General features: G+C 71.5%; 6 protein-coding genes. 5 read left to right on the top strand and 1 reads right to left on the bottom strand.

Going from position 1 to position 12289, the window contains the following annotated elements:
- The first annotated feature begins 24 nt into the window (after positions 1 to 24).
- Positions 25 to 4410: an amino acid adenylation domain-containing protein gene (locus tag AB0L59_RS39390; protein ID WP_365592184.1), complete on the top strand. Its 4386-nt coding sequence runs from the start codon at positions 25 to 27 to the stop codon at positions 4408 to 4410.
- 29 nt (positions 4411 to 4439) lie between these two features.
- Here the strand turns inward: AB0L59_RS39390 and AB0L59_RS39385 are convergent, their stop codons facing one another.
- A complete protein-coding gene (locus AB0L59_RS39385) occupies positions 4440 to 5420 on the bottom strand; it encodes a pyridoxal-phosphate dependent enzyme (RefSeq protein ID WP_365592181.1) in 981 nt (326 codons plus the stop codon).
- 380 nt (positions 5421 to 5800) lie between these two features.
- On the opposite strand from AB0L59_RS39385, the gene AB0L59_RS39380 reads away from it, so the two are divergent.
- The 4 genes from AB0L59_RS39380 to AB0L59_RS39365 all read left to right on the top strand — a co-directional run bounded on the left by AB0L59_RS39380 (position 5801) and on the right by AB0L59_RS39365 (position 12241).
- Entirely contained in the window at positions 5801 to 6658 is an 858-nt protein-coding gene (locus tag AB0L59_RS39380; protein WP_365592178.1) for an ATP-binding cassette domain-containing protein, read from the top strand.
- Between the two features lie 397 nt (positions 6659 to 7055).
- Positions 7056 to 8639 carry an MBL fold metallo-hydrolase gene (locus tag AB0L59_RS39375; protein ID WP_365592176.1) on the top strand — a complete coding sequence of 528 codons (1584 nt, stop codon included), beginning with the start codon at positions 7056 to 7058 and terminating at the stop codon, positions 8637 to 8639.
- A gap of 150 nt (positions 8640 to 8789) precedes the next feature.
- The gene (gene hppD, locus AB0L59_RS39370) at positions 8790 to 9809 is read left to right on the top strand and encodes a 4-hydroxyphenylpyruvate dioxygenase (protein ID WP_365592173.1); all 1020 of its coding nucleotides are present in this window, start codon (positions 8790 to 8792) and stop codon (positions 9807 to 9809) included.
- Complete coding sequence (locus AB0L59_RS39365; protein ID WP_365592171.1) at positions 9809 to 12241, top strand: aminotransferase class I/II-fold pyridoxal phosphate-dependent enzyme; 2433 nt, start codon at positions 9809 to 9811, stop codon at positions 12239 to 12241. The genes hppD and AB0L59_RS39365 overlap by 1 nt, the downstream gene beginning before the upstream one ends.
- Positions 12242 to 12289 lie beyond the last annotated feature (48 nt).

Here is a 12289-nt window from a genome sequence, read left to right as displayed (position 1 = left end):
GTCAGTGGCAGGCTGCCGGAGCACATGGTGCCCTCCGCTGTCGTGGTCCTGGATGTGCTGCCGTTGAGTGGTAACGGCAAGCTGGACCGCAAGGCGCTGCCGGTTCCCGAGTTCGGTGCGTGTGTCACGGGTGGCGGTCGTCGTGCGGCGACGCTGCAGGAGGAGTTGCTCTGTCTGGCCTTCGCCGAAGTGCTGGGTGTGGAGCGGGTCGGGGTCGATGACGACTTCTTCGACTTGGGGGGTCACTCCCTGCTGGCGGTGCGGCTGGTCAGTCGTATCCGTACGGTGCTGGGTGTCGAGGCCGAGATCCGTACCGTGTTCGAGGCGCCGACCGTCGCCGCCCTCGCTGCCCGCCTCACGGGCGCCGAGAACGCGCGTACTCCGCTCACACCGATGCCACGCCCGGACCACCTCCCACTCTCCTACGGACAGCGCCGGCTCTGGATCATCAACCAGATGGACGGGCCCAGCAGCACCTACAACATCCCGGTCAGCTCGCAGCTCCCGGGCGATGTGGACGCGGGGCACTTGAACGCCGCCTTCCTCGACCTGATCGAGCGGCACGAGGTGCTGCGCACGGTGTTCCCGGCGGTCGACGGCGAGCCCTACCAGCAGATCCTCGAGACCGCCCGCCTGGACTGGGCACTGCAGGTGATCGACGTGGAGCCGGAGGCGCTGGGCGCCGCGGTCGACCGGGCCGAGCGGTACGAGTTCGACCTGTCCGCCGAGATCCCGATCCGGGCGACGCTGTTCCGGGCCGGTCCGGGGGAGTGCCTGCTGTCGATCGTGGTGCACCACATCGCCTCCGACGGCTGGTCGTGGGGGCCGACGATGGCCGACCTGAGGACCGCGTACGAGGCGCGCAGCGCCGGCCGGGCACCCGCGTGGGAGCCGCTGCCGGTCCAGTACGCGGACTACGCGCTCTGGCAGCGCGAGGCGCTCGGCGACTCCACCGACCCGGCCAGCCTGAGTGCCCGTCAGGTCGCCTACTGGCGTGAGGCGCTGGCCGGAATTCCCGAGGAACTCGAGCTGCCGAGCGACCGGCCGCGTCCGGCGACGGCGAGCCACCGGGGGCACCGGACGGCCGTGGAGATCTCGCCGGAGGTGCACGCGAAGCTGACGGAGATGGCTAGGGCCGAGGGCGTGACCATGTTCATGGTCATGCACGGTGCGCTGTCCGTGCTGCTCAACCGGCTCGGGGCGGGCACCGACTTCCCCATCGGATCGGCCGCGGCGGGCCGTACGGACGAGGCGCTGAACCCGCTGATCGGGTACTTCGTCAACACCTTCGTGGTGCGGACCGACGTGTCGGGCGACCCGACCTTCCGTGAGGTGCTCGCTCGGGTCCGGGAGGCGGCCCTGGGGTCGCTCTCCCACACGGACGTGCCGTTCGAGAAGCTGGTGGAGGAACTGTCGCCGGCCCGTTCGATGGCCCGCCACCCGCTCTTCCAGGTGATGTTCCTGCTGGAGAACGCTGTCCGCGCGAAGAGCGAGCGGAGGACCGAGGAGTCCGGCCACTGGGTCGGCGGCGACTCCCACGAGGCCGCCGACGGAGGCGTCCTGGCCACCCGCTCCGCCTCGGTCAAGTTCGACCTGGACTTCGACCTGGTGGAGGTGCACGACCCGGACGGCGCACCGGCCGGGCTGCACGGAGGGCTCACCGCCTCGGCGGACCTCTTCGACGCCGAGTCGAGCGTGCGCATCGCGCAGCGGTGGGTCCGGCTGCTGACGACCCTGGGCACCGACCCGGACCTGCGGCTCAGCGAGGTCGATCTGCTCGGCCCGGAGGAGCGGCACCGGGTGCTCACCGAGTGGAACGCCACCGAGGCGCCGGTGCCGGACGCGACGGTCGTGGAGCTGTTCGAGGCGCAGGTGTCCCGGACGCCCGACGCGATCGCCCTGGTGCAGGGCGAGACCGAACTCAGTTACGCCGAACTGGACGCCCGGGCGAACCGGGTGGCGCGGCTGCTCGCGGGCCGGGGGATCGGCCCGGAGGACGTGGTCGCGGCGGTCTTCGAGCGCACCGTCGACCTGGTGGTGGCGCTCCTCGGGGTCATCAAGGCGGGCGCCACCTACCTGCCGATCGACCCGGCGTACCCGGCGGACCGGATCGCCTATGTGATCGCCGACTCGGGTGCGGTCTGCCGTCTCACCAGCGAAAGCCTGGGCGAGCGGCCGGCCGAGCCCGAGGCCCGGCCGGCCGAGGACACGGAGGTGGACCCGGTCCCGGTCGTGGTGCTCGACTCCGCCGCGGTGCGGGCCGAGCTGACGGCGCTGCCGGACGGCCCGCTGACGGACGGGGAGCGCACGGCGGCCCTGCGGCCGGAGCACCCGATGTGGGTGATCTACACCTCCGGCTCCACCGGGCGCCCCAAGGGCGTGCTGGTGGAGCACCGGGCGATCGTCAACTTCCTCTCGGCGATGCAGGACCGCTTCGCCCTGGACGCCGACGAGCGGCTGCTGGCGGTCAGCACGCACGGCTGCGACATGGCCGGATTCGAGTTCTACCTGCCGCTGCTGAACGGCGCCCGGATCGTGTTGGCCGCCCAGGAGCAGGTGCTCGACCCCTGGGCGCTGCGCGCCCTGATACGGGACACCGGTTCGACGATCGTGCACGCCACGCCGAGCCTGTGGCGCGGCCTGGTGGCCGACGCGGAGGACCCGGTGGACTGGACCCGTGTGCGGGCGATGATCGGTGCCGAGGCGCTGCCCGCGGACCTGGCGCGAACCCTGCTGAGCCGTACGCCCACGCTGACCAACCTGTACGGACCGACCGAGACCACGGTCTGGTCGACCGGGAAGGAACTGGCGGGCGAGGACACGGACGCGTCGTCGATCGGCTCCCCGATCGGGAACACCCGGGTGTACGTGCTGGACGAGCGCCTGTCGCCGGTGCCGGTCGGCGTGGCCGGCGAGCTGTACATCGCCGGGCGCAGCGTGGCACGCGGCTACCTGGGCCGGCCCGGTCTCACGGCGGGCCGGTTCGTCGCCGACCCGTTCGCGGGCGTGGGCGTGGGCGAGCGGATGTACCGGACGGGCGACGTGGTGCGGTGGACCGCGAACGGTGACCTGCAGTACGTCGGGCGCTCGGACGACCAGGTGAAGGTGCGCGGTTTCCGGGTCGAGCTGGGCGAGATCGAGTCGGTGCTCGCCGGGCATCGGTCGGTGGGCCAGGCCGTGGCGCTGGTGCGCGAGGACGTCCCGGGCGACCAGCGGCTGGTGGCGTACGTGGTGCCGAACCGGGGCGTCGCGCAGGAGGAGCTGGACCAGCTCGGGCAGGCGGTACGCGCGGTGGCGCAGGGCCGGCTGCCGGGGTACATGGTCCCGTCCGCGGTGGTGGTGCTCGACAAGCTGCCGCTGATGCCGAACGGCAAACTGGACCGCAAGGCACTCCCGGTGCCGGAGACCGAGGTACGCGAGGACGCCCACCACTCGGTGACCTCTTTCGAGGCGAACATCGGGGCCGCGTTCGCGGAGGTCCTCGGACTGGACAGCGTCGGCGTGGACGACGACTTCTTCGCCCTCGGCGGTCACTCGCTGCTCGCCGTCCGGCTGGTGGAGAAGCTGCGGGAGCGCGGAGTGACGATCGCGGTGCGGGACCTCTTCGCGGCGCCCACCGTGGCCGAGCTGATGAAGCGGATGAGCCTGTCCTCGGTGCGGGACGCGCTGGATGTGCTGCTGCCCATCCGGGAGCAGGGCGAACGGCCACCGTTCTTCTTCTTCCACCCGGCAGGTGGTGTCAGCTGGTGCTACATGCCGCTGGTGCGCCATGTGCCGGCCGACGTCCCGCTGTACGCCCTGCAGGCCCGCGGCCTCGACGGCAGCACAGAACTCGCCCGATCCATCGTGGAGATGGCCGCGGACTACATCGAGCAGATGCGGTCGGTGCAGCCGAGCGGCCCGTACCACCTGCTCGGCTGGTCGTACGGCGGCGTGGTCGCCCACGAGGTCGCCGTGCAGTTGCAGGCGGCCGGCGAGGAGGTCGGAGCGCTGGTGATGCTCGACCAGTACCCGTGGGACCCCGAGGAGGAGAAAGCCCTCGCGGCGCAGGAGGCCGAGTTCGACCACGAGGAACTGATGGGCCGGCTGGTCGACGTGGTGCGGCTGGAGGCGGGCGGAGCGCTCGGCGCGATCACCGACGAGGAGTACCGGACCTTCGCGAAGGTGCTGTACAACGGCCGTCGGATCCGGCACTCCCATGTGCACGGACGGTTCGACGGCGACGCCCTGCTGATCGTCGCCGAGGAGGGTCGTGAGGAGGACGCGCCGACCGCCGAGGCCTGGGCCGGGTTCGTGACCGGAACGGTGTCGCAGGCCGGCGTGCCGTGCACCCACTACGACCTCGCGAAGCCGGAGAACCTCGGCCTCATCTGGGCCGAGGTGTCCGCATGGCTCGCCCGGCAGGACTGAGGCCGGTATGCAGCCGGGGTGTGGCGGCCTCAGCCGGGGCCGCCACACCCGGCGAGCATCGAGGTGACCAGGCTCGGTTCGACGTTGCCGCCGCTGAGCAGGACGCCCACGTCCGAGCCGTACTCGGCGGCGTGGGCCAGGGCGGCGGCGAGCGCGGTGGCCGCGGCCGGTTCCACGACCAGCCGGGCGTGCAGGAACGCGGCCATCAGGGCCTCGCCTATGGCAGACTCCGGGACGGTGACCACCGAGGCGACCGCGTGCTCGGCGAGTTCGAAGGGCAGCGCACCGATCCGGTCGGGGCGCAGCCCGTCGGCGAGGGTGTACCGGGCCGGGACGGTCACCGGCCGGCCGGCGTCAAGGGCGGCGGTGAGCGCCGGCACGGACCCGGGTTCCGCGCCGACCACCGCCGTACCGGACCCTTCGGCGGCCAGGCAGGCGCCCGCGACGGCGCTGCCGCCGCCGACCGGGACGACCACGGCGTCCAGCCGCACACCCTCGGCCGCGACCTGGCCGAGCAGTTCCGCGGTCGCGGTGGCCTGTCCCAGGACGACCCGCGGATTCTGGTAGGGGTCGACCGCGTCGTAGCCGTGTCTCTCCCGCAACTCCTCGACGACGGCGACGCGTTCGGCGAGCAGGGTGCCGGCGATGACCACCTCGGCCCCGGTGTCCCGGATCCGGCGGACCTTGGCGGGCGGTGCGTCGGCGGGCAGCACGAGCGTGGCGGGGAGCCGGTGTTCCCGGGCCGCGAGCGCGACGGCGATGGCGTGGTTGCCCGTACTCTGGGCGATCACGCCGCGGCTGCCGGTCCTGGCCAGTTCGTCCACCGCCAACAGGGCACCGCGCACCTTGAACGACCCGCCGTGCTGGAGGTTCTCGGCCTTCAGCCACAGTCGGGCACCGGCGATGGCGTCCAGCGGGGCGCAGCGCACCACGGGAGTGCGCCAGACCCGGCCGGCGAGTTCGTGTTCGGCTCGTTCGACGCCGCTGTGGTCGAGCGGCGCTCCGGTCATCAGTCCAGGGCGATTTCCGGGTGCGTTCTCAGGCATACCGCGCCGCCTTTCCGTCGGGGTCGCCGACGTCTTTTCGGCGGTCGGGATCGAGGGTTTTCCCGCATGCCGATGTCATGCCCATCGGGGTCTCCTCAAGGGGTTGTCTGCGGAAGGTGCAGAATGGGCCGTCATCCTTGCAGGGAAGGATCTTCGTCCGAAAGACTTGGCCTTCCCCGCGGGCGTGAGGACTGCTGTGAACGGCCCGTGGCGGCGCGCGGTATCAGATCCGCTCGCGGGCGGCGTCGGGCCGTAGATGTCATTCCAGGGTTGACAGGCTCCCTCGGTTGTTGCCACCGAAGGCCCGATGCGGTGCGGGCCCGGCCCTCTTCACCATGGTGATCATGATCGAGATCAGAGAACTGACGAAACGTTACGGCGAAGCTACGGTCGTCGACGGTCTGAGCTTCACGGCCGAGTCCGGACGCGTCACCGGGCTGCTCGGGCCAGAAGGCGCGGGCAAGAGCACGACCTTGCGCCTGCTGCTGGGCCTGAGCAGTCCGACCGCCGGCAGCGCCTCGATCGGCGGCCGGGACTTCCGGAACCGTCCGCCCGGGCCGCGCGAGGTCGGCACGCTGCTGGACACCAGCGGCGTGTACTGCCGTCATGTCGGCAACACCGCCCGGGAGTGCCTCATCGGACTGGCCCGCCGGTACGGGCTGCCCCGCGACCGTGTGGACCAGGTGCTGGACGAGGTCGGCCTGACCGAGGCGGAGCACCGCCGGGTCGGCACCTATCCGCTGGGGATGCGCCAACGCCTCGGCGTCGCCTGCGCGCTGCTCGCCGACCCGCCGGTCCTGGTCTTCGACGAGCCGCTCAACGGGCTGGACCACCGTGGGCTGGCCTGGGCGGGCAACCTGTTCCGGCGGCTGGCCGGCGAGGGCCGCACCGTGCTCGTCTCCGGCCAGCCTCCGATCGAACTCAGGGGCATGGCCGAGGACCTGGTGGTCATCGCGGGCGGTCGCAGGGTCGAGGGGCGGCGGGCGTCGCTGCTCCTCGGCCGCGACAACAGGCCGCGGGTGCTGGTGCGCACGCCCGATGTCGCAGTGCTCACCGAGCTCCTGGCCGACGAGGGCGCCTCGGTGGTGCTGAACGACGACCAGTCGCTCACGGTGACGGGCCTGACCGCGCGGGGCATTGGCGACGTCGCCTTCCTGAACGTCGTACCGGTGCACGAGCTCGCCCCGCAGACGCCCGGGTGATGAGCCGCACCCGCCGGTTCTTCCCGGCGACGCCCGGCTGCCCGCCCGACGAGTCGGCCGTTCAACCGGCGCGCCGACACAGTTGCACAGGGGGGAGCGGACGGGCGGGGGCCTCTAGGGCCCCCGCGCCCGGCCTGGTGTTCAAGGACCGCTGGCAGCGGGCGAGTATTGATCCACTGCGCCGCCCCGGGCCATCCTGATTCCGGAGAGCGTTGCGTGCGGCAATCCGTTTGTGGCGAAGCGGATGTGGTTTCGTCGGCTTTCCGGGCCTGGCCCGAGCTGATTCTCTCTGGTCGTCATTCCATCAACGTGCGGCCGAGCACCCGTCATTCCGGGACGCCTCCCCGGCCGTTTGGTCAATTCGTTCTGATTATTTTTTTCTGGAGAGAAGGTGCAGATGTCCGACGAGAAGCTTTTCCTGCGGTCGAAGGCCATCATCGAGCCGCTGGTGGACAGGTTCTTCGCCTGGCCCTACACCATCGCGCCGGTCCAGGCGGCGATGAACCTCGCGTTCCTTCAGCTGCCGCTGCTGGAGTCCTACCTGCAGTCCCCGCAGGTGCACGTCACGGCGAGCAACAACCCGGAGCTGCGCGGCGGTTACTTCGTCAACATCCCCGAGTCGCGCGCCGACGAGGTCCGCGACCTGGTCGCAGCGATCAAGCGTGACCGCGCCGACATGCTGCGCTTCGCCGAGGCGATCGCCGCCGGCCAGGAGATCCTGCGGACGAACGCGACCGGCTACGACCTCACCCCGCTCTACCCCAAGATGCCCGAGGAGCTGGGCGGCCTCATCGAGCTCGTCTACGACACCGACAACCAGGCGCAGATGCGCTTCATGGAGCCGGTGGTCTACAAGAGCAAGGTCTACGACGAGGCCCGTCAGTCGGTGCAGCTCTCCCTGGAGACCGGGATCGAGCGCCCGTTCATCCTGAGCACCCCGCGCCTGCCCTCGCCGGACGTCCTGGAGCTGGACATCCCGTTCCGCCACGAGGGCCTCGCCGAGCTGTTCAAAGCCCGTGTGCACGGCGCCACCCTCGCCCACCTCCGCGAGGCGCTGGGCCTGGACGACACCCAGGCCGCCCAGCTCACCCGGCTGCTGACGGACCGTCCGGAGCTGTCCGAGGACCGCCACATCGACAGCGGCGGCCGGATCCGCTACTTCGGGCACGCCTGCCTGGTCCTGCAGACGCCCGAGGCCGCGATCGTCACCGACCCGTTCATCAGCGCCGACAACACCGCCGGTGACCGCTACACGCTGGACGACCTGCCGGACTTCATCGACCTGGTGCTGATCACCCACGGCCACCAGGACCACATCGTCCTGGAGACCCTGCTCCAGCTGCGCGGTCGCGTCGGCGCGATCGTCGTCCCGCGCTCCTCGCGCGGCAACCTCCCGGACCCCTCGATGGCGCTGATGCTCCGTCACCAGGGCTTCAACGTCGTCGAGGTCGACGACTTCGACGAGGTCGAGTTCCCCGGCGGCAAGATCACGGCGACGCCGTTCCTCGGCGAGCACTGCGACCTGGACATCCGGGCCAAGTCCACGTACTGGGCCGAGCTGGCCGGCAAGAAGGTCTTCATCGGCGCCGACTCCTCCGGCATCGAGCCCTCGCTCTACCGTTACATCAAGGAACACCTGGGCACCGCCGACATCGCCTTCCTCGGCATGGAGTGCGACGGCGCCTCCCTGATCTGGCTCTACCAGGCGCTGCTGACCGTGCCCATGCCCAAGAAGATGACGAGCTCGCGCAAGCTCTCCGGCTCCAACGCCGAGCAGGCCGCCGCCATCATGACCGAGCTCGGCGCCCAGGAGGCGTACGTCTACGCCATGGGCGAGGAGGACTGGCTCGGCCACGTGATGGCCACCACCTACAACGAGGACACCTACCAGCTCAAGCAGATCGACGAGTTCCTCACCTGGTGCAAGGACCGGAACATCAAGGCCGGTCACCTCTTCAAGCAGCAGGAGTGGCGCTGGTAGCCACCCGGCGCCCCCAGGGCCCGACGGGGCGGGACACCGGGGCTTCGTGACAGCGAAGACCCGACGGTCCCGCCCCGTCCGTCTGCCCGACCGCGAAGCCCCCCAACGAAACGCCATCGGCCGTCAGCCGTTCAGGAGGTAGGTAGAAGCATGGCTGTGCAGGACATCCTCTACGCCGAACTGTTCACCTCGGACAAAGTCACCGCCGTCGACTACTTCGTCTCGGCGCTGGGCTTCAGCAAGGTCGCGGACTCGGTGGAGACCGACCGCAGCTCCGTGCTGCTGCGCCAGGGAGACGTGCAGTTGGTGGTCACCTCGGGCCGGGGCGTCTGGCGCTTCCTGGACACCCACGGCGACGGCATCGCCGACCTCGCCTTCGGCTGCGACGACCCGGTGGCGGCCGGAGAGCAGGCTGTGGGGGCCGGTGCCTCGCGGCTGGACTCGGCCCGCGGCAACATCGTGGTCTCCGGCTTCGGCGGTGTCGCCCACACCCTGCTCCCCGTCGCCACCGGTCCCGGTGAACTGCTCGCCGACGGCCGCAGATGGACGCCCTGCCCGTCCACGCCCGCCGCCGCGCCCGCCCGGATCCGGCTGCTCGACCACGTCGCGGTCTGCCTCGCGGGCGGCACACTCGAGTGGTACGCCGACTACTACCGGGACGCCTTCGGTTTCTCCCGCTACTCCTCCGAATACGTCGCCGTCGGCGGACAGGCGATGGACTCCATCGTGGTGCGCAGCGACTCCGGCCGTGCCACCTTCACCCTCGTCGCGCCGGACCCGGGCAAGGAGCCCGGCCAGCTCGACACCTTCCTGGAGCGCAACAGCGGCCCGGGTGTGCAGCACCTCGCCTTCCTCGTCGACGACATCATCTCCGCCGTCGGCGAGGCCCGGGACCGGGGCGTGGAGTTCCTCAACACCCCGGACGCGTACTACGACCTGCTCGCCGAGCGCTTCGACGGGGACGCCGTGCGGATAACCGAGCTCCGCAAGGCCCAGGTGCTGGCCGACCGGGACGAGTGGGGCCACCTGCTGCAGCTGTTCAGCCGCTCGCCCTACGAGCGCAACACCCTCTTCTTCGAGCTCATCCAGCGCGAGGGCTCCCGGGGATTCGGCAGCGCCAACATCCGGGCCCTGTACGAGGCCGTCGAGCGCGACCGGCTGACCTCCTGATGGGCGGCGCCGACGCCACGACGGCACGCCCGCTCACCCCTGCTGAGTACGAGGTCCTGGCACGTCTGCGCCTGGAGCCCGCCGTCTGGGACTTCCTCGCGGGCGGCGCCGGCGAGGAGCGCACGCTCGCCGCCAACCTGGCCGTGTTCGACAGCGTCAGGCTGCGCCCCAGGATGCTGACCGGCGGCGGCGCGCCCGACACCGCCGCCCGGATCCTCGGCCGGACCTGGTCCCTGCCGCTCGCCGTCGCACCCATGGCGTTCCACACGCTGGCCCACCCGGACGGCGAGGTCGCCACCGCTCGCGGCGCCGGCCGGCTCGGCATCCCGCTGATCGTCAGCACCTTCGCGAGCCGCACCTTCGAGTCCATCGCCGAGGCCGCCGCCGCGCCACTCTGGCTCCAGGTGTACTGCTTCCGCGACCGCGCCACCACGCGCGAGCTCGTCCAGCGTGCCGAGCGGGCCGGATTCGAGGCGCTGGTGCTGACCGTGGACGCCCCGCACCTCGGCCGCCGGCTGCGCGACCTGCGCAACGACTTCCGGCTGCCGGAGGGCGTCGTCCCGGCCAACCTCGACGGCGGCGGCTTCTCCTCGCCCAGCGGCCACGCCCGCACCGAGTTCGACTCCCGGCTGGACTGGTCGACCGTCGAGTGGCTGCGGTCCGTCAGCTCGCTGCCCGTGCTGGTCAAGGGGGTTCTGACGGCCGAGGACGCCCGCCTGGCGCTCGCCGCGGGGGTGGACGGCATCGTGGTGTCCAACCACGGCGGCCGCCAGCTGGACGGGGCCCCTGCCACGCTGGAGGTGCTGCCGGAGATCGCGCAGGCGGTCGCGGGCGCCTGCCCCCTGCTGCTCGACGGTGGGGTACGGCGTGGAACGGACGTCCTCGCGGCGCTGGCCCTGGGTGCCGACGCCGTCCTGCTCGGGCGGCCGGTGCTGCACGGCCTGGCCGTGAGCGGCGCACAGGGGGTCGAGCACCTCCTCGGCCTCGTGGCAGAGGAGCTGACCGAGGCGATGACCCTCACCGGCACCGCCTCGGTAGCCGCGGCCGGCCCGGCGCTGGTGGCCGGTGCGGACCTGCCGGAGCGCCCGGCGCCGCTGCCACGCTCCCGTCCGGCGCAGCCGAACCGCCCGGCCGGCGATCTGCGCCGGGAGGAACTGCACGGCAGCGTGAGCGATCCTGTGCTCGACACCATGAACTTCCTCAACGAGGTCACCCAGCGGTACCCCGATGCGATCTCCTTCGCGCCGGGCCGCCCGTACGCCGGATTCTTCGAGACCGAGCAGATATTCACGTACCTGCACCGCTACCTCGACCACCTGGCCCAGGGCGGCGCCTCGCCCGAGGACATCCGCTCCGCGCTCTTCCAGTACGGTCCGACGGCCGGCCAGATCCGCGAGCTGATCGCCGACACACTGCGGACGGACGAGGGCATCGATGTGCCCGCCGAGTCCATCGTGGTGACGGTCGGCGCCCAGGAGGCGATGCTCATCGCCCTGAGGGCGCTGATCGCCGGTCCCGCGGACGTGCTCCTGGTCTCCAGCCCCTGCTACGTGGGCATCACCGGTGCGGCACGGCTGTTCGACATCGCGCCGACCGCCGTCCCGGAGGCGCCGGGCGGGTTCCGCTGCGCCGACCTGGAGACGGCGGTCCTCGCCGAGCGGGCGCGCGGCCGGCGCCCCCGGGCCTTCTACGTCGTGCCGGACCACTCCAACCCCTCCGGGACGACGATGTCGCTCGCGCAGCGCCGCGAACTGCTCGACCTCGCCGAGCGCCACGACATCCTGATCCTGGAGGACAGCCCGTACCGGGCGGTGAGCCCCGGCCGGCAACTGCCGACCCTGAAGTCGCTCGACCGCTCGCGTCGCGTCGTCCACCTGGGCTCGCTCTCCAAGACGCTCTTCCCGGGCGCCAGGGTGGGCTTCGCGGTCGCCGACCAGGTGGTCGTCGGCGAGGACGGTGCCAGCGGCCTGCTGGCGGACGAACTCGCCAGGATCAAGAGCATGGTGACGGTGAACACCTCGCCGGTCAGCCAGGCGGTGGTGGCCGGCATGCTGCTCGCCGCCGGTGGGCGCACCTCGGACTTCAACGCCGGGACGGCCGCCTACTACGGGGACGCCATGCGGGCCACGCTGCGCGAGCTGGACCGGTGCTTCCCCGAGCCGGAGCGGGCGGCACTCGGCATCCGGTGGAACGAGCCGACCGGGGGCTTCTTCCTGGCCGTCGACGTGCCGTTCACCGCGGACAACGCGGCGCTGGAAATCGCCGCCGAGAAGTTCGGTGTCATCTGGACACCGATGTCGTACTTCTTCCCGCAGGGTGGCGGCGAGCGCAGCCTGCGGCTCTCGGTCAGCTACCTGACGCAGCCGCAGATCGCCGAGGGCGTGGGGCGGCTGGCCGACTTCATCCGCTTCGCGGCCGGGACCCGGACCTGACTGACGCGCACACCGCTTCACACATGAGGAAGGGCCCGCCTCCCCGGC

The sequence above is a fragment of the Streptomyces sp. NPDC052109 genome, from assembly GCF_040680195.1.
In the GTDB taxonomy this organism is placed as follows: domain Bacteria; phylum Actinomycetota; class Actinomycetes; order Streptomycetales; family Streptomycetaceae; genus Streptomyces.
Note: the sequence above shows the minus strand (reverse complement) of the source record. Positions and strands in the feature narration are given on the sequence as shown.

Excerpts from the sequence above, each read along its gene's own strand:
- AB0L59_RS39390 (WP_365592184.1), top strand. The coding sequence starts at position 25 with ATGGTGCCCTCCGCTGTCGTGGTCCTGGATGTGCTGCCGTTGAGTGGT.
- AB0L59_RS39385 (WP_365592181.1), bottom strand. The coding sequence starts at position 5,420 with ATGACCGGAGCGCCGCTCGACCACAGCGGCGTCGAACGAGCCGAACAC.
- AB0L59_RS39380 (WP_365592178.1), top strand. The coding sequence starts at position 5,801 with ATGATCGAGATCAGAGAACTGACGAAACGTTACGGCGAAGCTACGGTC.
- AB0L59_RS39375 (WP_365592176.1), top strand. The coding sequence starts at position 7,056 with ATGTCCGACGAGAAGCTTTTCCTGCGGTCGAAGGCCATCATCGAGCCG.
- hppD (WP_365592173.1), top strand. The coding sequence starts at position 8,790 with ATGGCTGTGCAGGACATCCTCTACGCCGAACTGTTCACCTCGGACAAA.
- AB0L59_RS39365 (WP_365592171.1), top strand. The coding sequence starts at position 9,809 with ATGGGCGGCGCCGACGCCACGACGGCACGCCCGCTCACCCCTGCTGAG.